23 protein-coding genes are annotated in these 18513 nt (G+C 69.3%); 20 read left to right on the forward strand and 3 right to left on the reverse strand.

All coding sequences use genetic code 11. The annotated features are described in order from the left end of the window. Positions 1-2155 (reverse strand): FxSxx-COOH system tetratricopeptide repeat protein (gene fxsT, locus ABZ937_RS26635; protein WP_361695837.1); only part of this gene is annotated, 2155 nt, incomplete at its 3' end. 960 nt (positions 2156-3115) lie between these two features. Between fxsT and ABZ937_RS26640 the strand changes: the two genes are divergently transcribed. Further along, the gene (locus ABZ937_RS26640) at positions 3116-3577 is read left to right on the forward strand and encodes a GntR family transcriptional regulator (protein WP_361695838.1); all 462 of its coding nucleotides are present in this window, start codon (positions 3116-3118) and stop codon (positions 3575-3577) included. A gap of 1 nt (position 3578) precedes the next feature. Next, positions 3579-4145, forward strand: a complete 567-nt coding sequence (locus ABZ937_RS26645; RefSeq protein WP_361695839.1) for an HD domain-containing protein — start codon at positions 3579-3581, stop codon at positions 4143-4145. Here the strand turns inward: ABZ937_RS26645 and ABZ937_RS26650 are convergent. Both ABZ937_RS26650 and ABZ937_RS26655 read right to left on the reverse strand, forming a co-directional pair. Next, complete coding sequence (locus ABZ937_RS26650) at positions 4133-4606, reverse strand: NUDIX domain-containing protein (protein ID WP_361695840.1); 474 nt, start codon at positions 4604-4606, stop codon at positions 4133-4135. The two genes, ABZ937_RS26645 and ABZ937_RS26650, sit on opposite strands and share 13 nt — an antisense overlap. A 2-nt stretch (positions 4607-4608) precedes the next feature. Beyond that, entirely contained in the window at positions 4609-5325 is a 717-nt protein-coding gene (locus ABZ937_RS26655; RefSeq protein ID WP_361695841.1) for a helix-turn-helix domain-containing protein, read from the reverse strand. A 504-nt stretch (positions 5326-5829) separates the two neighbouring features. Here ABZ937_RS26655 and ABZ937_RS26660 point away from each other — a divergent pair. From ABZ937_RS26660 to ABZ937_RS26745, 18 genes are all read left to right on the forward strand, one after another. Beyond that, positions 5830-6000, forward strand: coding sequence for a hypothetical protein (locus ABZ937_RS26660; RefSeq protein ID WP_361695842.1), 171 nt, complete (start codon positions 5830-5832; stop codon positions 5998-6000). 116 nt (positions 6001-6116) lie between these two features. Continuing rightward, complete coding sequence (locus ABZ937_RS26665) at positions 6117-6386, forward strand: DUF6284 family protein (RefSeq protein WP_361695843.1); 270 nt, start codon at positions 6117-6119, stop codon at positions 6384-6386. Beyond that, positions 6383-6829, forward strand: coding sequence for a Pycsar system effector family protein (locus tag ABZ937_RS26670; RefSeq protein WP_361695844.1), 447 nt, complete (start codon positions 6383-6385; stop codon positions 6827-6829). Before ABZ937_RS26665 ends, ABZ937_RS26670 begins: the two co-directional genes overlap by 4 nt. Next, positions 6829-7479, forward strand: a complete 651-nt coding sequence (locus tag ABZ937_RS26675) for a GGDEF domain-containing protein (RefSeq protein ID WP_361695845.1) — start codon at positions 6829-6831, stop codon at positions 7477-7479. Before ABZ937_RS26670 ends, ABZ937_RS26675 begins: the two co-directional genes overlap by 1 nt. After that, positions 7476-8483: a DUF2637 domain-containing protein gene (locus ABZ937_RS26680; protein ID WP_361695846.1), complete on the forward strand. Its 1008-nt coding sequence runs from the start codon at positions 7476-7478 to the stop codon at positions 8481-8483. The genes ABZ937_RS26675 and ABZ937_RS26680 overlap by 4 nt, the downstream gene beginning before the upstream one ends. Further along, positions 8483-8830, forward strand: coding sequence for an RRQRL motif-containing zinc-binding protein (locus ABZ937_RS26685; RefSeq protein WP_361695847.1), 348 nt, complete (start codon positions 8483-8485; stop codon positions 8828-8830). The genes ABZ937_RS26680 and ABZ937_RS26685 overlap by 1 nt, the downstream gene beginning before the upstream one ends. Then, entirely contained in the window at positions 8814-9191 is a 378-nt protein-coding gene (locus tag ABZ937_RS26690) for a DUF6251 family protein (RefSeq protein ID WP_361695848.1), read from the forward strand. Before ABZ937_RS26685 ends, ABZ937_RS26690 begins: the two co-directional genes overlap by 17 nt. 77 nt (positions 9192-9268) lie before the next feature. Next, positions 9269-9475 carry a DUF6257 family protein gene (locus ABZ937_RS26695; RefSeq protein ID WP_361695849.1) on the forward strand — a complete coding sequence of 69 codons (207 nt, stop codon included), beginning with the start codon at positions 9269-9271 and terminating at the stop codon, positions 9473-9475. 89 nt (positions 9476-9564) lie between these two features. Further along, positions 9565-11646: a cell division protein FtsK gene (locus tag ABZ937_RS26700; protein WP_361695850.1), complete on the forward strand. Its 2082-nt coding sequence runs from the start codon at positions 9565-9567 to the stop codon at positions 11644-11646. A 150-nt stretch (positions 11647-11796) separates the two neighbouring features. Continuing rightward, positions 11797-12078 carry a hypothetical protein gene (locus ABZ937_RS26705; RefSeq protein ID WP_361695851.1) on the forward strand — a complete coding sequence of 94 codons (282 nt, stop codon included), beginning with the start codon at positions 11797-11799 and terminating at the stop codon, positions 12076-12078. Then, complete coding sequence (locus ABZ937_RS26710; RefSeq protein WP_361695852.1) at positions 12069-12260, forward strand: hypothetical protein; 192 nt, start codon at positions 12069-12071, stop codon at positions 12258-12260. The genes ABZ937_RS26705 and ABZ937_RS26710 overlap by 10 nt, the downstream gene beginning before the upstream one ends. Next, the gene (locus tag ABZ937_RS26715; protein WP_361695853.1) at positions 12257-12814 is read left to right on the forward strand and encodes a hypothetical protein; all 558 of its coding nucleotides are present in this window, start codon (positions 12257-12259) and stop codon (positions 12812-12814) included. The genes ABZ937_RS26710 and ABZ937_RS26715 overlap by 4 nt, the downstream gene beginning before the upstream one ends. 88 nt (positions 12815-12902) lie before the next feature. Then, positions 12903-13643 (forward strand): DNA methylase, encoded by a 741-nt coding sequence (locus ABZ937_RS26720; RefSeq protein ID WP_361695854.1) that lies wholly within the window; start codon positions 12903-12905, stop codon positions 13641-13643. Continuing rightward, positions 13640-14488, forward strand: coding sequence for a bifunctional DNA primase/polymerase (locus ABZ937_RS26725; protein WP_361695855.1), 849 nt, complete (start codon positions 13640-13642; stop codon positions 14486-14488). The genes ABZ937_RS26720 and ABZ937_RS26725 overlap by 4 nt, the downstream gene beginning before the upstream one ends. Positions 14489-14490: 2 nt before the next feature. Continuing rightward, complete coding sequence (locus tag ABZ937_RS26730; RefSeq protein WP_361695930.1) at positions 14491-15963, forward strand: ATP-binding protein; 1473 nt, start codon at positions 14491-14493, stop codon at positions 15961-15963. Positions 15964-16416: 453 nt separating this feature from the next. After that, complete coding sequence (locus ABZ937_RS26735) at positions 16417-16605, forward strand: helix-turn-helix domain-containing protein (RefSeq protein ID WP_361695856.1); 189 nt, start codon at positions 16417-16419, stop codon at positions 16603-16605. A 61-nt stretch (positions 16606-16666) separates the two neighbouring features. Continuing rightward, positions 16667-17902, forward strand: a complete 1236-nt coding sequence (locus ABZ937_RS26740) for a tyrosine-type recombinase/integrase (RefSeq protein WP_361695857.1) — start codon at positions 16667-16669, stop codon at positions 17900-17902. A gap of 197 nt (positions 17903-18099) precedes the next feature. Beyond that, the gene (locus tag ABZ937_RS26745; RefSeq protein ID WP_361695858.1) at positions 18100-18513 is read left to right on the forward strand and encodes a hypothetical protein; all 414 of its coding nucleotides are present in this window, start codon (positions 18100-18102) and stop codon (positions 18511-18513) included.

Consider the following 18513-nt stretch of genomic DNA (forward strand, 5'->3'; position numbering starts at 1 on the left):
GGCCGAGCAGGCGTTCGCGGTCGGCCAGCACTCGCTCCTCCAGTTGGAGAGCCTCCTGGGTGCGTCCGGCGGCGCTGTAGGAGACAGCCAGGTTGTGGCGGGTGGTGAGGGTGTCGGGATGGTCCGGGCCGAGCAGGCGTTCGCGGTCGGCCAGCACTCGCTCCTCCAGTTGGAGAGCCTCCTGGGTGCGTCCGGCGGCGCTGTAGGAGACAGCCAGGTTGCTGCGGGCGCTAAGGGTGTCGGGATGGTCCGGGCCGAGCAGGCGTTCGCGGTCGGTCAGCACCCGCTCACGCAGTTCGAGGGCCTCCTGGGTGCGTCCGGCGGCCCGGTAGGAGATAGCCAGGTTGTGGCGGGTGGTGAGGGTGTCGGGATGGTCCGGGCCGAGCAGGCGCTCATAGTCGGCCAGCACCCGCTCCTCCAGTTGGAGAGCCTCCTGGGTGCGTCCAGCGTCGCTGTAGGAGACAGCCAGGTTGCCTCGGGCGCTAAGGGTGTCGGGATGGTCCGGGCCGAGCAGGCGCTCATAGTCGGCCAGCACCCGCTCACGCAGTTCGAGGGCCTCCTGGGTGCGTCCGGCGGCCCGGTAGGAGATAGCCAGGTTGTGGCGGGCGCTAAGGGTGTCGGGATGGTCCGGGCCGAGCAGGCGTTCGCGGTCGGTCAGCACCCGCTCCTCCAGTTGGAGGGCCTCCTGGGTGCGTCCGGCGGCCCGGTAGGAGATAGCCAGGTTGTGGCGGGCGCTAAGGGTGTCGGGATGGTCCGGGCCGAGCAGGCGCTCACAGTCGGTCAGCACCCGCTCGTGCAGTTCGAGGGCCTCCCGGGTGCGCCCGGCCCCGGCGTAGGAGTTGGCCAGGCTGGTGCGGACTCTAAGGGTGTCGGGGTGGTCCAGGCTGTGACTTTCGGTGCTGCGCTGAACAAGAACCCGGTCATATTCGACGGCCTGTTCGTACAAGCCCACCGCTGTCAGGCTGCTACTGACCCGGTACACACACCTATGCGTGGTGGGCTGCCACAGCAGCGGGTAGGTGTGCTGGTCCAGCAGCATGGTGTTCGCGCGCAGGACCGCGGACAGGTCTCGGTCGTGGTGGTCGAGGTCGGGCCACAGGCTGAGGACTGCATCGCCTGCAGTGTGGGCGATGGCAGATAGTGCACTGGGTTGGATCGTCTCGCGTATGGCCCGTGCTGTCAGGGCGTGCATGCGGATCGGTCCTCGGGTGCTGTCTTGCGCGACAATGGCGTAGATGCGCAGGCAGTCCAGCGCGGAGTGGATGTCCTCTTCGGTGACGGTCGGCTGCTGTCTACGCAGCCAGCGGCGGCGGGGCGGGCGTGCGGTGCGTAGGTGCTTTTGCACCGGTGATGTGGTCCACAGGTCTGCTGGGTGTCCGAGCGGGTCCATCAGCGCGATGAGCTGGAGCAGTGGCCGGGCCAGTTGAGTGGTGTCGGCGGCTTGGACGGCGTCGAGGGAGAGTAGGAGCGCGGCGGTGACGGGCCGGCCGTAGCCTTCGGTGTCCGCCTCCGGCGGGAGGAGGTCGGCAAGTTTGCTGTTCGTGTCCTGGAAGCGGGTGAGGTACGTGCCGACGTCGCACCGTTTGTTGATCATGTAGGCGGCGGCGTGACCGAGAGCGAGCGGCAAGAGGCCCAGCGCCTGGGACAGCTCACCTGCGGCACCATCCTCGAACAGCTGGGGATGTCCAGCGTCGGACAGGCGGCGGCGCAGGTAGGCCGTCGCCTCTGCGGGGGTGTAGAGGCCAAGGTGGATCAGGCGGCGGCCCTGGCCGCTCAGCAAGGCGTCTCTACGTCTGGTGGTAGCCAGGACACGACCGTTGCGGGGATTGCCGTCCGGCCACCACGCATCAACGGCCACCGGGTCGGTGATGTCGTCAAGCACCACCAGCCAGCGCCGACCGGTAACCGACAGCCAGGCCAGGAATGCACGCGCGGCGGTGGTGTCATCCCCGCTGCCGCTGACCGGGAGGCGCAACTCTTCGGCGGCCTCGGCATAGCCGGTGATGATCTGGTCGGGCTCAGTAGCACTGATCCACACGAGCAGGTCCAAGCCGCCGCCCTGTTCGCGGTCCTTGTCGCGCAGTTCCCGTGCCAGCGCGGCGGCGAGCTGGCTCTTGCCGACTCCGCCATCTCCCGACAGGACCTGCGACAGCACCGGCCCTCCCGCACCCGGCTCATTGCGAGCCTCATTAAGGGCCGCCTGGGCTGTCATGCGCGGCTGGAACGCCGCCGCGAGCTTGGGAACGCTGCCCACCCAAACTGGCCAGGCCACCTCAGGCTCCCGCGCAGGTGGCACCTGAAAATGTATGTCGGCCGCAAGCTGCGTGACGTCCCTACCCGCGCGGGCGCGCTGCTGCGTCTGTCTCCGTTCCGACCTCACGGGATCCTCCTGCGTTCGGCTTGGTCAGGACCGGTCGCCGGCGACTTGGTCGACGTCACCCCCGCCCCGCGCCTTCTGTCGGATGCTCTCTAGCAGCGGGCGACGCCCTGACCGCGCAGGCGTTCCGCGGCTGCCAGCGGTCTGCTTGACACTCCCCTTCGCACGAGCCGACTGCCGCACCTTGCGCGCCGGCCCAACACCGCCGGACGCACCCGCCTGGGAGGCCCACCAACCCAAAGCGGCCAGCACACCGGCCGCGACCACTCCCGCGACCGGACCGATCACGTCCCAAGGGTCGTTACCGCCTACAGACAGCACGGCCCACGGCACCGCCACGGCAAAGAACGCCGCTACCGAGGCCCCCACTGCCACCACCCACCGCAGCGCCACCATGCCGACCACCATCCGATTCACGCAAAACGCCTACAAGAGCATGGTTGCACGCACCGAGCCGCCAGAGCACTGCTGCTGAAGAACCAAGCACATGACCGCCGGATCGACGCCCCAGCCACAGAGGGTGTCTTCCCACTTCATGCCCGTAGCCGCCGAGCGCGCCGCCGAGCGCGCCGCCGGGCGCGGCCAGCCGGGGCGAAGACAGGAGGCAGGCCGCGCCGCAGAGGTGGCGCGCGCCCGCGCCGTGCGCGGGCCTTGATGAGGCAGAGACGGTCTTATCAAGCTGACGGGGCAGCATGGGAAGCTGGGGTAGGACGATTGGCTGACCGAGAGGGAGAGCGCGTGGCAGAACAGGCCAGCCCCCGGGGTACCTTCCTGAAGATCGCCGATGCGCTGAGGGTCCGTATCGAGGCAGACCCGGGCATGACGGAACTTCCGTCTGCTGCTGATCTCGTGCGCGACTACAAGATCTCCCGAGGGGTCGCTCTACGCGCCTTCGGTGTACTCCAGCGCGAGGGCGTCGCCGAACCGGTGCCTGGTGGGCGGTGGCGTGTTGTGCGGGCGGGCGAGTCGGCCGACCGGCGCCCGTTGGACGAACGGATCGCGGCGATCATCACGGATGAAGGGCTCGAAGCGGGGACAGCCTTTCCCAGTGCTTCCGTCCTGGCCGCCCGGTTCGGGGTGTCGCGGCCCACCGTGACCAAGGCTCTCGACAAGTTGGAGGCGGCCGGCGTGCTGGCCGGTGGTGGGCAAGGCAGGGTGCGGACGGTCCGCGCCGCGCCGATTCGAGAGGAGCGTTCGTAGCTTGTCGAAGCTGACCGAGTGGGCCTACCCCCTCGCCGAGTCGCTGCTTGCCGAGCCGCTGCCTCGACGCTGGCAGCACTGCTTGGGCGTCGCTGAGCGGGCCCGTACCATCGCGCCCATCCTGGGCGAGGATGCCGACCTGCTTGAAGCAGCGGCCGTTCTCCATGACATCGGGTACGCCCCCGACCTCGCCAAGACCGGCTTTCACCCGCTTGATGGCGCCCGCTACCTCCGCGACGTCGCCGACGCCGACGGACGGGTCGTGAACCTCGTAGCCCACCACTCGTGCGCGTGGATGGAGGCAGAGGCCCGCGGCTTGCATGACGAGCTGGCGGGGGAGTTCCCCCGTGAGGGCGCGCACCTCAACGACGCGCTCTGCTACTGCGACATGAACACCACGCCGGACGGCACGCCCACGAACCCGATCGACCGAGTCAACGAGATCGCAGGACGCTACGGCCCGGACAGCCTCATCGGCACGTTCATCCGCCGTGCGGAACCGGAGATCCTTGCCAGCACATCGCGCGTGCTCGAACGCGTCGCTGCCGTCAAGCGTCAGCCGATGTAGGGAGTCGTACGCGTCCGGTCCATGGCGTGCTCGATGCGGAGTCGCATGGTGGGGTGGATGTCCAGGTCGCGCAGGTCAGCCGTGTCCACCCAGCGGACTTGAGTCGTCTCGTTGCTCGTACGCAGCTCACCGCCGACCGGCCGCGCGCGGAAGCAGATGCTGAACTGCTGGCGCACTTCCCCGTCGTCGTACTTCATGACGTGCCCGGGGTCGGTGTAGATCCCGGACATGTCGATGACCTCGGCCTTGATGCCAGTCTCTTCCCAGACCTCACGTACCACGGTGTCGCTGATCGACTCCCCGACGTCGTGGCCACCGCCCGGGAGTGCCCAACGCCCGTTGTCGGAGCGCTGAATCATGAGCACCTGTCCCGCGTCGTTCTGCACGAGCGCAACGACGGAGGGCACGACCGAGTTGGCCGGCGGGGCGTCGGGGTCGTGAAGGTAGTCAATGCGTCCCATGCTCAGGCTCCCGTGATGTCTTGGTCCGTGACCTGGCGTGCGCCTCCCCAGGTCTGTTCGATGCTATTCGCGTAGGTGTCGAACAGGCTGCCGCCCGGCATGCGTCGCAGGTGGAAGACCGGTGCCATGTAGGCGCCGATGCCGTAGACGTGCGGGTTGACGAGCATCTCGTCATCGGACCGGTAGATGGAGTTGTAGAGCGTCGTCGCGTGGAGCCGGAACCCGATTTCGGGGTGACTCTTGAAGAGCGGCCGGTAGTTCACCAGCGCGTTCCGAATCTTGCCGTCCATGATCCGGTGTCCCTCATCGATGCCACGCTGCCGGACGGCCTCGCAGTCGGGGTCTCCGAGCAGGATCCGTACCTGGGTGGATCCCTCAACCTTCTTCTTCACGAGGTCCAGGAACAGGGGATCCTCGGACAGGAAGAGCCCGGAGTAGACGAGAACGTCGAGGTTCCTCTCCGCCCTCTCGTACAGGTCGCGCCAGAGACCCGGCGGCACGGTGTGCCTGTGGGGATAGACAGCGACTATCTCGGCTTTCGTCATGTCCGTTGCGCTGTCGACATTGCGGTCGTCGTCCCACAGCGCCGTGACGTCGACCTGCAGCACGGAGGCAGTCGCGTACTGGTGGCGCCGGTACGGCACCTTGCCCTGCGTGATCCAGCGTTCGACCGTCTTCGGGTTGACCTGGATCGCCTCTGCCAAGTCCTGAACGGTCATGTTCCGGGCCAACATGGCGGACCGCAAACGCTCGTTGGGCATCCATCCCCCAAGGGACATCTAGGGAGCTCTTGACGGCAGCAGGGAGCTCTTGACGGTAACCAGAACTCCCCGCCCTGTCCACGTAGGGGGTGACCAACTCCCCTGAGCTGCAGACATTCTGATGGTGCGCCAAGAAGTCCCGGCGCAAAGCCAAGAAGGTCCGCGCCCGTACTTGACGGACCCCCATGCAGTACCTGTAAAACAGGTACTGCAAGCAGGCGCCCGGAGGAAAGCCCATGAGGGTGAGTACGAAGGCAGCGGTCGTTCCTTGAAAACTCAACAGGGTGCCTAATTTCGACGGGGTTCGAGTCCCTGTCCCCGCACGGCCCGGGTGACGGCCGCCGGGCGACGTTTCCAGTGTCGGCCTGGTACAGCCCCGGCATCCCGCCGTGAGGGCGTCGCATCGAATGCGGCCCGGGGCGCGCACTACCCGCCTGATCCCCCTTTCGGAGAGGACACCGCATGTTCGGCACCAGGCACACCTTCTTCATCTGGCCCGCCCGGGGCGGGCGCAAGGTCCAGTACCGCTGCTCCTGCGGCGCCCAGGGGTGGGAGACCTCCAGTTCCCAGCGGGCGCAGCAGATGGGCAACGAGCACGTCGCCAAGGCCAAGGCCAGGGCCAGGGGCAAGTAGCGCGTAGGACTTCCGCCCGTGTGAGGGCTGATCCACACCCCAACGGCGCGCGCCCCCGGAGTTGCAGCTCCGGGGGCGCTGTTCGGGCCGTTCACCTGTGAGAGGAACCACGACCCATGGAACACATCGTCACTGTTCAGGACGCTGTTACCGCGTTCGCGGACTGGCGGGAGCCGACCGCCGCGGAGCTGGACGCGATCGAGCAGGAGATCCCGCTGATCCTGGCGGAGGTCGAGCTGCTCGACTCGCAGATCATCACGCTCGACCGCACCCCGAGCGAGCTGGACGAGCGCCGGATGCGCCGGGCCCGCCGCCGCGTGCTGGCTGAGCGGGCGGCGCTGGCGAACCGTGCGGCCACGGCGAGCCTGCCGGGGGGTGCGGCATGACCGCCACGACCGGACGGGACCTCATGGCCGCGCACGCCGAGGTGAAGGCGGAGATCGCGCGGACCGACGGCAAGACGAGCTTGCTGCTGGCGTTCGTCGGCGCCGTTCTCGCCGGAGCCTGGACCGTCGGCCACGACCTCTCCCTCGCCTGGCCCGCCCGCATCATCGGGGGTGCCGGTATGGCGGCGCTGCTCACGGCGGCCGGGCTGCTGCTGCGCTCGGTCCGCCCGAACCTGAGCGGCCGGCACGGCTTCCCGCTGTGGGCCACCCTGACCGCGCAGGAGATCACCGAAACAGTTTCGCGGGACCTAGCCGCTGATATCGCGGGCCTGTCCCGCCTGGCGGTCGGCAAGTTCACCACTCTGCGCCGCGCGGTCGATCTGACCCTGGCCGGCGGCGCCCTGCTCGTTTTCGCTGCCCTGCTCGCGGTCGGGGGTGCCTGATGAACGATCTGTTGGCCATGGTGTCGGCCGCAGGGCCGTTGGCCGGTGGTTGGGGTGTCCACGGGCTGTGGATGCGGCGCCGGTTATCGGCAGCGCGCCGGGACCCGCTGTCGGGCCTGTGGACGCGGGCCCCGTTCGAGCGGCGTGCGGCCCGGCTGCTGTCCCGCTACGAGTACGTGATCGTGGTGCTGGTCGACCTGGACGGCTTCAAGGCCCTGAACGACACCTTCGGGCACGCCGCCGGTGACGCGGCGATCCGCGCCACCGCCGCGAGCCTGACCGAGGCGCTGACCTCGCGGCGCGGTGCGGTCGTGGCCCGGCTGGGCGGGGATGAGTTCGCCGCTGTCGTGCCGCTGGAGGATCCGTTCACGCTGTCGTGGCTACTGAACGATCTGCACGGCGCGCTCACCGCCCCGTTCACATACCGGGGCCGCACCGTCCGCGTCGGGGCTTCGGTGGGTGCCTGCCTGACCGCTGAGCTTCCTTCGCCGTCGCTGCCGCTGGCGCTGCGGCGGGCGGATGAGGCCATGTACACGGCCAAGCGCGCCGGGGGCGGCTGGTGCGTCGCGGACGGCCCGGAGCCGACCCACACCAGCCGGAACGGCCGCCGCGCCGGCCGCCCGGGAACGGGTGGAAGGGAGGCGGCGTGAACGCCGTTCATATCCGTTCAGCCGAGAAGGCTCTGTCGGTTGGCACGTGGCTGATCGTGGCCGGGGCGATGCTCTATTCGGTGCTCACCGTGACGCCGCTCGCCGCCGCTCACACCCCGGCGAAGTGGTCGTGGACCGCACCGATCCTGCCCCTGGTCGTGGACGCTGCGGTGGTCATCGTGGTCCGCCTGGATGCGGTCCTGGCCCGGTTGGGCGGGCACGGCGGCCGGTGGCCCGTCGCGCTGCGGTGGATGACCGGCTGCATGACGCTGGCCCTGAACGTGGCCGACTCCGCGCTGAAGAACGACATGGTGGGCGTGGCGGTCCACGCCGTGGCGCCGCTGCTGCTGATCGTGACGGCGGAGACCGGATTGGCCTACCGCCGTGCCATCGCCGCCGCCGTCGTGGCGTTGCAGGAGCGGGAGCGGGCCGAACGCGAGGCTCGCGAGCAGGCCGCCGCCGCCCGGCGCGAGGATGCCGCGCGGCGGGCGCGGGAGGAACGGGAGCACGCCGTGCTGCTGGCCCGTGAACAGCGTGAACACGAAGCCCTCATGGCCCGGGAACAGGCCGAGCGGCAAGCCGCCGAACGCCGCGAGGAACGCGAGCGGGAAGAGGCCCGCGAACGCGCCGAACAGGCCGAGCGTGAACGCCGTGAACGCGAGCGTGAACAGCGTGAGCGCGAACGTGTACAGGCTGAGCGGGAGGCCGCTGAACGCCGCGAGCACGAGCGCCGTGAGCGGGTAGAGCGTGAACGCCGTGAACGGGCCGAGCAGCAGGCGCGGGCCGAGCGCGAACGCACCGCACTGCTGGAGCGCGGCCCGGCGACCGGCAAGCTCCCGGAGCACGAAGCCCGCGCCATCGTGACCGCTGCGTTCACCGCCGGGCTGCCGGTGCGGTCTGCGGCGGAGCTGTGCGGCTGGTCGGTGGGCTGGGTCTCCGCCCGCTACGCCGAACATCGCACCCCGGCCGAAGTCGGGGCCGATCTGGCCATCGTCGGCCGCTGATGGCCGCCCTTCCCGTCTACGTCTGGCGACTGGCCCCGGACGGTCTTGCTACCCGCCGTCAGCTACGCGCGCAGGGGCTGCGGCCGGGTGGCCAGGATGTGGCTGCGCAGGTCGAGCGTCCGCGCCGCTGGCGTGGACCGCTGGTCGCCTACCTGTACCGGATCGACCTGGCCAAGCCTGTACGGCCCATGACGCCGGCCAAGTGGGCGGCCCTGGGCAAGGCGAACGCCGCCCGCCGCATCTGCCCCGCCTGCCGCCGGGACGCCGGCTACGTCATCCCCGCCTCGCTCGGCATGTGCGTGCCGTGCGCCTACCCCGAAGGAACCTGCGATGGAATCGCTGCCTGAGGTGCCCCGGGTCGTTCAGCTCCCGGACGGCACCTACGCCTACACCGACCGCCTGTCCGCCCCGCCGCAGCACTACAGCGGGCCGCAGGTCATCCACCAGCACGTGCACCAGGCGCCGCCGGACCGCACCGTGCAGCGCGTCGCGCTCGGCTCCGGGGTCGGGGCCGGCGCGGTCGCGGCCGGCGTCTACTTCGGCCCGCTGCTGGTCGGGGTGCTGACCGCCATGGCCGCCAACCTCGCCCTGCTGGCCCTGATCGCTGCCGTGTGCGCGTGGGGTGTCGTCACCGTCGTCCGCTCGGTGGGCGGCGAGGACGGCAAGCGCGCCGCGAGCAACGTGCGCCGCGCCCGCGGCCGTCGCTGACGGCTGCCTGTGGCCCCGGACCATGTGCCCGGGGCCGTGGGGAGCCGGACAGTCCGGCCCGGAACGGAGAGACAGCCGTGAGCAGCAACCAGCCTCGTCTGACCGCGGGTGAGAAGGCACAGCTCGCCTGGTACGTCGCCCGGATGGCCAAGCGCAGCCTCGCCGACGACCGCCAGTTCGGCGGCCGGGTCGACCAGAGCGACCTGCAGCGCAAGTTCGACCGCGTCCTGGACCAGGCCCGCAAGCGCGAAGAGCGCGCCAAGAACAGCAAGAACGGCAAGTAGCAACGCCCCGGGGGCGGCCGTCCCGGCCAAGGAAACAGGGCCGCCCCCGGGCCACCCACCACCCGTTTGAGCAGCAGGGAGACCCCAGCATGACGGAAAGCACCGTGGGCCCGCATCTGCGTCCCGTGCCCGACACCGCCTCCGATGACGACGCCCCGGCGGCGCCCGTTCCGGTGGACAACCCGGCGCTGCCGGACCCGAAGGTGCGCATCGAGAAGCGCAAGCCGGTCCTGGCGGGATGGCTCACCAACCGGCGTGACTTCCTCGCCACCGCCCGCCACACCAGCGCGAACGTTGGCTACGCCGCCCTCTACCACGGGGTGCGGATCCCCGTGTATGCCGGACACCTCACCCTCATGGCACCCCGGGGAGCGTGCCGGTTCATCGCGGCAACGAACCGGTGGGTATGGGACCGCGAGGCCGCGCCCCTGCGGGAGTTCGCGGTGCGCACCGAGGACGTTGAGGAGTACATGCGCCTGGCCCGGCTCCGCGCCGGCCGCATCCGGCTGCGCGGACTGGTCACCCTGGTTGCGGCCGTGTTCGGTCTCGGGTTCGCCCTGTACCTGTACGTCCTGGCCCCCGAGTTCCTGTTCGCGTTCGCGGCCGGCGGGGTGCTCCTGCTCGGTCTGGGCGGACAGCAGCCGGACGCCCCGGTTGTGGGTCCGGCGGTGCTGAAGACCGAGTTGCAGAAGCTCACCGGCACGATCGTCCTGCGTGGTCTGGAGTCCATCGGCAACCCGAAGATCACCGCCGCGATCAAGAAGGGCGGCGACATGGACGGGATGCGCTTCACCAGCGAAATCGTCCGGGACGGGCCCGGCTACCGCGCCGACCTCGACCTTCCGTATGGCGTCACCCCGGACGACATCATGGACAAGCGAGAGGCCCTCGCGTCCGGCCTGCGCCGCAAGGTCGGCTGCGTCTGGCCGTCCGGCGACGAGCACGAGCACGAAGGGCGTCTGGTGTTGTGGGTCGGCGACCGGCCCATGAACGAGACGACGAAGCCGGCCTGGCCGCTGCTGAAGGACGGCCGTGTCGACCTGTTCAAGCCGGTCATCTTCGGCAACGACCAGCGCATGCGCTGGGTCGAGGTGACGCTGATGTTCGCCGCCATCGTCATCGGTTCCATCCCTCGCATGGGCAAGACGTTCCTGCTCCGTCTGCTCCTGCTGATCTGCGCCCTCGACCCCCGCGCGGCCCTGTACGCGTTCGACTTGAAGGGCACCGGCGACCTCGGCCCGCTGGAGCCTGTCTGCCACCGCTATCGCTCCGGCGAGGAAGACGAGGATGTCGAGTACATCCTGAACGCCCTGCGGGAGGTCAAGGAGGAGATCCGCCGCCGGGCCAAGGTGATCCGCAGCCTGCCGCGCTCGCGCTGCCCGGAGTCGAAGGTGACGCCGGACCTGGCCAGCGACAAGGGCCTGGGCCTGCACCCGATCGTCATCGGCATTGACGAGTGCCAGATGTTGTTCGAGCACGAGAAGCACGGCCCGGAGATCGAGGCCATCTGCACCGACATCACCAAGCGCGGTCCGGCCCTCGGCATCATCGGCATGTTCGCCACCCAGCGGCCCGACGCCAAGTCCCTGCCCCCCGGCATCTCCGCCAACGCGGTCCTGCGGTTCTGCCTGAAGGTGATGAACCACCAGGCCAACGACATGGTGCTTGGCACCGGCACCTACAAGTCCGGGATCCGGGCCACCATGTTCAGCCGCCGCGACCTGGGCATCTGCTGGATGGCCGGCGAGGGCGACGACCCGCGCATCGTCGCGTCCGCGTTCGTGGACGCCCCGAAGGCCGAGCTGGTCGTCACCCGGGCGCGGCAGATGCGCGAGGAGTACGGCAACGTCACCGGCCACGCCATCGGCCAGGGCCCGGAGACCACCGGCGCCGGGTCCGACATCCTCGCCGACATCCTCGACGTCATCGCGGATGACGAGAAGGCCGTGTGGTGCGAGCGCATCGCCGTCCGCCTCTCCGATGCCCACCCCGACACCTACGCCGGCTGGCAGGGCGAGAACGTCACCGCCGCCCTCAAGCCCTGGGGCGTCAAGCCGGGGCAGGTCTGGGGCACCACCGACGACGGCGAGGGCGCCAACCGGCGCGGCATCAAGCGCGCCGATGTCCTCGCCGCGATTACACGGCGTAACGCCGATCGGGCCGCCGCCTAGCCCGAGCAGAGGTGCTAGACCTAGCAGCCGCCACCGCTAGATCTAGCACCGCCACTAGCGCCCCTAAGGGCCGCTGATCAGCGAACTAGCGTCTAGCGGCTCATCTGCGGAAACACCCCGAAACCGCCCTGAGAAGGGATGTGAGCCCCTGTGGGCTTCGCTAGCCTCGCCCTCTTCCTGGCCGCCGCTGGTTACGCATTGTTATGTACGGTCCAGCCGTTCACCCCTTGCCGAAAGTGCTCCGGCACCGGCATCCGGCAGGCCCGCCGCAAGGTCAAGCTGTGCCGCCGCTGCCGCGGGCAGCGCTACCGGCTCCGCATCGGCCGGCGTCTGCTCAACACCGGCCGCGACATCCACCGCGCCGGCACCCGCCGTCACCACCACCACGACCCCGACCACTACCACGACAGGGAGTTCCCCGAATGGCCGTGACCGTCTCGCTCGTCTTCCTGTTCGGCCTCGTCCTGTTCTTCCTGCTCCGTAACCACAGCCTCAGCTTCGGCGCCGCGTTCGCGGCCGTCATGTTCGGGTTCTTCCTCGCCTCCACCGGAGCCGCCGGACCCATCAACTCCCTCGCCGCCGCCGTCGTCGTCCACGCCATCCCCAACCCGTGAACTGGAGCGCCGTGTTCGAGATCCGCATCATTTGCGACCCCGCCGACACCGACCGACTCACCACCGCCCTCGACAAGGCGTTCGTCACCGGCGCCGTGCGCGCCTACCCGACCCGGGACGGCAAGCGCACCCGGCTGTACGCCACCGCCGCCTACCGCCACGACCCGGAGCCCTTCCCGGCCCCGGAAGCGGCGTACACGCTCGCGCCCAGCATCGTCAGCGAGATCGGCTGGACCGCCCGCACCCTCGCCACGACCGAGTGCTTCACCGAACTGGACCGGGACTACTACCTGCGCAAAGCCGCGCTCCTGGACCGCATCGCGCTGCTCGATGAGCCCGTCCTGCTTGGCGGCGGCGAATCTACCGAGACCGCGCTCGCGGCGGCCGTGATGCTGCTTGACACCGATTGGCCGCACATCGCCCCGGACCTCGCGGAACAGGCCGAGCAGGACCCGCGCGGCTACGTCCGCCAGCAGTACGCCCAGCGGGCCGGGTGCGTCTGCGACGACGCGGGCGAGGGCGTCTGCCTCGCGCACCCGGACCCCGACCACTAGCTACGCCAAGGGCGGCCCCTCCGTCTCGCCAAAGATCCGGGGCCGCCCTTGTTCCACTCATCCAACTGAACAGTGGAGGTCACCCAGCATGACCCATCCGACCGACATCGGGCGAGTGCTCGCCCTGCCCGGACCCTTCCGGGTGCTGGACGCCTACTCGTGCATCGGCGGCGCCACCGAGGGCTACCGCCGCGCCTTCCCCGGCTGCCACATCACCGGCGTCGACAAGGAACCGCAGCCGGACTACCGGGGCGACGCCTTCCACCAGGGCGACGCGATCGAGTTCATCCGCGCCCACGGCCACGAATTCCACTTCATCCACACCTCACCCCCCTGCCAGGGAGAGGGCGGCCCGACCAAGGGCACCAACAAGGCCCGCAACGCCGCCATCGGCCGCACCTACCCCCGGCTCATCGCCCCCACCCGGGCCGCGCTGGAGGCGACGGGGCGGCCGTACGTGATCGAGAACGTGGCCGGCAGCGAGGTCCGCAAGGACGTCCGTCTGTGCGGGGAACAGTTCGGGCTGGCGGTGCTGATGCACCGCTACTTCGAACTCGGCCGCTGGACCACCGCCCGACCGACCCACCCCCGCCACCGGGGCCGCGTGCGCGGGTGGCGGCACGGCGAGTACCACGACGGCCCCTACGTCGCCGCGTACGGCCAGGGCGGGGGCAAGGCCACAGTGGAGGAGATCCGGGCCGCCAAGGGCATCGACTGGTCCACCGACCATCTCCGGCTGCGGGAGGCGCTGCCTCCGGCCTACACCGAGTGGATCGGGCGGGCTTTCCTCGCCGCGCAAGCGACGGCCGGTCTGGGGGTGGCCGCGTGAGCGCCCCGACCAGCCACCTGCGCACCGCGCTGCGTCTGGCGGCCGACGGTCTGCCGGTGCTTCCCCTGCGCCGGGGGAAGCTGCCGTTCGGGAACTGCCCCTCCTGTGCGCGGAACGCGTGCGGTGGCCGGCCCAACATGAAGGCGGCGGGCGCCTGCGGATGCCTGGCGCCGTGCCACGCGTGGGCCGCCGCGACCACCGACCCGCACGTCCTCAACTCCACCGCGTGGGGCCCGGCGTGGCGGCAGGCGGCGGCCGTGGCCTACCACCCCGGCGGCGCCGGGGTGACCGTGGTCGACCTGGACGACCCGGCCGCCGTCCAGTGGGCCCGCGAGACTCTGCCCGCGACCCGGACCGTGCCTACGACGCGGGGCGAGCACTGGATCTACCGAGGCACCATGCCGTCCTCGAACGCGGTCCGACCCGGCGTCGACATCAAGTCCCTTATGTCGTACGCCCGTTGGCTCGGCAACGGCGCGGGCACCATGGGCGCTCTACCGGACGCTGTGCGCGCCCTGGCAGTAAAGGACCCGTCCCCGGCCCGTAGGGCGCCACAGACGCTCTCAGTGCCTGTGAGGGGTCCTGGGGGCGAGTGCCGACACCGTACGCCCACCTATTTGGACCGTGGCATCACCATGGCCGTGCAGCGCATCACCGAGGCCCGTAGCGCCGTCCACGCGACCGTGTACCGGACGTTCCTTGCGGTGCTGTCGACGCACGGCCGGTGCGGCTGCCTCACCGAGGCGCACATCGCGCGGCTGTTCACCGCCGCTCAGGCCAAGGGCGAATCCCCCCGGCACTGCACCGACGCGTGGACCAACGCCTGCACCACGTTGGGACTGTGACCATGTCCGAGGACGACAAGAACCCGGCCCGCGAGGTCATCACCGACTACGCACAGGCGCACTTCCGGTACTTCCGCACCGCCGACGGGACCGTGTACGCGCAGAGGAACGGCCACCCCGTCGCCCGCCCGATCCGCTCCCAGGGCACGACCGGCAGCCACCGCCAGGAACTCATGGTCGGCCTGTACAGGGACGGATTGGGCGTGTTCAACGGGACCGCGCTCAAGGAGGCACTCGACTTGATCGAAGCACTCGCACTGTCCGAGGAGGTGCAGCCTGTGTACATCCGCGTCGCCCCGGGGTTCGACGGCGCGACGTGGCTGGACCTGGGCCGCGCCGACGGGCAGTCCGTCCGCATCCACCCCACCGGATGGGACATCGCCGTTCCCGATCCGCGTGAGGTGTGCTGGCGGCGCACCCAGCTCACCGGCGAACTGCCGCTGCCGGCCAAGAACACGGACGGCAAGGGCATCGATCTACTGCTGCGGCTGTGCAACTTCGCCACCGCGGAGACCGAGTGCCTGGCCATCGCGTGGCTGGTCGGCTGCCTCGCTCCGTCCGTGCCCGTTCCCGCGCCGTTCCTCACCGGCCCGCAGGGCGCGGGCAAGTCCACCGGCGGCAGGATGCTCGTGCGGATCATCGAGGGCATGAGCGGTGACCTGCGCCGGGCCCCGAAGGATGAAGAGAACCTGACCACGACCGTGGCGGCCGGATGGGTCACCGCCCTGGACAACCTCTCCCACATGACCCCCGACCTGTCCGACGCCATGTGCCGCATCGTCACCGGAGCAGAGGACGTCAAACGCGCCTTGTTCACCGACGGGGACGTCTTCCGCATCGGCTACCGCCGCCCCCTGCTCCTGACCGGCATCGACGTGGGCATCATCAAGCCCGACCTTGCGGAGCGGTTGCTGCCCCTGCGGCTGGAGCGTCCCAAGGTCAGGCGCACGGAAGCGGAACTGTGGGCCGAGTACACAGAGGCGCTGCCGGTCATCCTCGGCTCGCTCCTGGACCTCACGGTCAAGGTCCGCGCAGCACAGGCGGACATCCCAACCGACCTGCGCATGGCCGACTTCGCCCACTTGTGCGCCCAACTCGACGCTGCCACCGGTCTGGGAGCTTTGACCGCCTATCGGGCCAGCCTGGACGACCTCAACGACGACGTCATCGAAGGCGACCTGCTGGCGCAGACCGTACTCAAGTACGCCGCCGGCATCGACCCGGGCACCGAGCAGCGGATGACGTCCACGGAGTGGCTGCACTGCCTCAGCCGCGTCTACATCGGGGAAGACTTCCGTCCCCTGCCCAAGGGCTGGCCGACCACGGGCAAGGTGCTCTCCGACCGCCTCAAGCGGCTACAGCCCACCCTCGCCGCCCGGGGCGTACTCATCGACTCGGGCCGCACCCGAGAGGGGCGCTACCTCGTGATGACCTGCACGCTCGCCGCGCCGTCGCACGAGCAGCAGGCGCTCTGACCGCCACGGCCGTACGAGCAAGAGGAGCACCACAGGCCCGGCGTGCTCCTCTTGTTGTTCGGCGCTCGCGCCGCCTCGATGGTCGCGCCGCGAAGCGGCTCCTTCTTCACGCCCTGAGCCGCGCCGCACCACCGCAGACACCCCCTCTTTTTTCCTAAGTAGGGGAACGCTGCGTCACAGCGTCACGGGGCCCGCGAAAACGGCGAGTGACCTGCGCCTACAGGCGTGACGCAGACGGCCCATCTCTGCGTCACGCCGCGTCACCTGCGTCACGCGTGACGGACAGCCTGCGTCACGCGTGACGCACCCCCATCCCTCTGCGTCACACAAAACCCGCAGGTCAGAAGCCTGAATGACGCAGGTGACGCGGTGACGCAGAAATCCGCACCTCGGACACAGCCCGAAACGCCGGGGCGGGACTTGCTCTCCCCCCTTCCCCACAGGAAGGACGTCATGAAGAAGTACCTGACGACTGCGGAAGTCGCCGAGCGCTACCGCACGTCGCCCTCAACCGTCCGCTACTGGCGCTACGCCGAAACCGGCCCGCAGTGCTTCATCAGGCGCGGTCGACATGTTCTGTACGACGCCGAAGCGCTGGACAAGTACGACGCTGACGAGATCGGAGGCCGACGCGCAGCATGACCCGAAACAGCAACCGACCCCGCCTCACAGCTGACTCGGCTTGCCCAGAGGAGGGGAACTGATGGCTGACGTGTACGACCGCTGGCACCTGTCCCGGCCGCCGGCCGATGCCAAGCCGTGCGAGGCGCACAGCAGCAAGACCCAGACGCTGTATCCGAGCACCGAGCACGGCACAGGGAAACGCTGGCAGGTGCGCTACCGGGACTTGTCCGGCAAGCAGTGCAAGGAGAACTACGAGAAGAAGACGGCTGCGGACTCCCGTGCCGCCAAGGTGAAGGCTGAACTCGACGGCGGCACGTTCGTGAACCGGGAGCTTGGCAAGCAGAAGTTCAAGGCTGTCGCTGAGCGCTGGCAGGAGACGGCCGTACACCGCGAGCGGACCGAGACGAATGTCGAGCGGGCCCTACGGCTGCACATCTACCCAACGTTCGGCAACCGGCAGATCGGCAGCATCCAGCGGGCAGACGGCCAGAAATGGATCAAAGATCGGTCCGCGGTCATCGCCCCGTCGACCTTCGCGACGCCCTGGAACGTCTGCACCAGCATCCTGAAGATGGCGCACCAAGAGGGGATCATCCCGAAGTACCCATGGGAAGGGCTGAAACCCCCAGAGGTCTTCTATCCGGAGATTCACCCGCTCCACCCCGAGGCAGTGAAGGCACTGATCGTGACCGCGTCTCCCCGGTACCGCGCCTTGGTGAGGCAGGCTGCATCGACGGGTCTGCGGCAGGGTGAGTTGTTCGGGCTGGAGGACGAAGAGCCTACCGAGACCGTGACGGTCAAGCAGCAACTGATCGGTCCCGACAAGGGGGTGCCATACCTCGGGGAACCGAAGACCAAGCAGAGCTATCGGGCTGTTCCTCAAGGGCGTTCGGTCGTAGACGAGATCGCACGGCATCGCGAGGAGTTCCCGCCGCGGGTCGTGTACATCGAGGATCGGACGAACCCCAGGAAGCCCTTATGGCGCCATGCTCGGTTGTTGTACACCAGCGAGACCGGCGGAGCGATCCGGCGTGGGAGCTGGGCAAAGGTGTGGGCCCGGAACGTCAAGCGGGCGAACGCCCACCTGAAGAAGTCGGGCAGCAAGGTACGTGTCCCCGAGGACGCGACGCTTCACGATCTGCGGCACTTCTATGCCTCAGTGCTGATCAAGAACGGAGCGACGCCGAAGCAGGTGCAGATGAGGCTTGGTCACGCTAAGCCATCGATCACGCTGAACGTCTACACGCACTTGTGGGAGGCGGAGGAAGACCAGACCGCCGGCATGATGGAAGCCGCGCTGAGCGATGTGCCCTGAGAGTGCCCTCCAGGTATGGGAGACGGCTGACTTCCCTCGTCAGGAGGTCAGCCGTACACCCTGTGCGGAGGTGCCGCCCCTTCGTGCATGCCCCTGCTCGCGGCTCCGCCTCGGGCTGACCAGGTGGAAGCACTCGCCTCAGCAGTCGCCATCGGCTTCGATAACCTGCGCGGGTGGCTGATGCTTCACTGAGATTCGTGATCGACGCCGATCACGGTCAGTTCTACGTCCAGGACCTCGACCCCTACGACGCGTGGATCGCCGAACACGCGACGGACCCGGACCTGCCACCCGCCGGCTGGACGAAAGAAGCGGTCCACGTCCATCGCATCGGCGTTGAACCGCACTCGATCTCCGTCGGCACAGCTCGGGACGACATGGTCGAGTCGCTGATCACCGTTCACACCTCCGCGCCGACGACGGACCCGACGGCCGAGCACATCGTGGAGACCGACCTTGACGTCAAGTTCGCTATCGGTGGCTCCTGGGGCGCGTGGTCGTCAGCCGTTGGGCAGGAGCCCGTTCAGCAGAGCCCGCAGTCCCTTCTCGTACGTGTCCTCCGCCGTCAGTGGTGCCCAGCGGGCCGCGATCCGGGTCACCCCCGCGTCTAG

The organism is Streptomyces sp. NPDC046727 (assembly GCF_040645635.1).
Lineage (GTDB): Bacteria > Actinomycetota > Actinomycetes > Streptomycetales > Streptomycetaceae > Streptomyces.

What these genes read in the sequence shown, in the direction of transcription:
- ABZ937_RS26690 (WP_361695848.1), top strand. Translation starts at nt 8,814, where the DNA reads ATGGAATCGCTGCCTGAGGTGCCCCGGGTCGTTCAGCTCCCGGACGGC.
- ABZ937_RS26675 (WP_361695845.1), top strand. Translation starts at nt 6,829, where the DNA reads ATGAACGATCTGTTGGCCATGGTGTCGGCCGCAGGGCCGTTGGCCGGT.
- ABZ937_RS26665 (WP_361695843.1), top strand. Translation starts at nt 6,117, where the DNA reads ATGGAACACATCGTCACTGTTCAGGACGCTGTTACCGCGTTCGCGGAC.
- ABZ937_RS26730 (WP_361695930.1), top strand. Translation starts at nt 14,491, where the DNA reads ATGTCCGAGGACGACAAGAACCCGGCCCGCGAGGTCATCACCGACTAC.
- ABZ937_RS26655 (WP_361695841.1), bottom strand. Translation starts at nt 5,325, where the DNA reads ATGACCGTTCAGGACTTGGCAGAGGCGATCCAGGTCAACCCGAAGACG.
- ABZ937_RS26685 (WP_361695847.1), top strand. Translation starts at nt 8,483, where the DNA reads ATGGCCGCCCTTCCCGTCTACGTCTGGCGACTGGCCCCGGACGGTCTT.
- ABZ937_RS26720 (WP_361695854.1), top strand. Translation starts at nt 12,903, where the DNA reads ATGACCCATCCGACCGACATCGGGCGAGTGCTCGCCCTGCCCGGACCC.
- ABZ937_RS26710 (WP_361695852.1), top strand. Translation starts at nt 12,069, where the DNA reads ATGGCCGTGACCGTCTCGCTCGTCTTCCTGTTCGGCCTCGTCCTGTTC.
- ABZ937_RS26670 (WP_361695844.1), top strand. Translation starts at nt 6,383, where the DNA reads ATGACCGCCACGACCGGACGGGACCTCATGGCCGCGCACGCCGAGGTG.
- ABZ937_RS26740 (WP_361695857.1), top strand. Translation starts at nt 16,667, where the DNA reads ATGGCTGACGTGTACGACCGCTGGCACCTGTCCCGGCCGCCGGCCGAT.
- ABZ937_RS26735 (WP_361695856.1), top strand. Translation starts at nt 16,417, where the DNA reads ATGAAGAAGTACCTGACGACTGCGGAAGTCGCCGAGCGCTACCGCACG.
- ABZ937_RS26650 (WP_361695840.1), bottom strand. Translation starts at nt 4,606, where the DNA reads ATGGGACGCATTGACTACCTTCACGACCCCGACGCCCCGCCGGCCAAC.
- ABZ937_RS26700 (WP_361695850.1), top strand. Translation starts at nt 9,565, where the DNA reads ATGACGGAAAGCACCGTGGGCCCGCATCTGCGTCCCGTGCCCGACACC.
- ABZ937_RS26660 (WP_361695842.1), top strand. Translation starts at nt 5,830, where the DNA reads ATGTTCGGCACCAGGCACACCTTCTTCATCTGGCCCGCCCGGGGCGGG.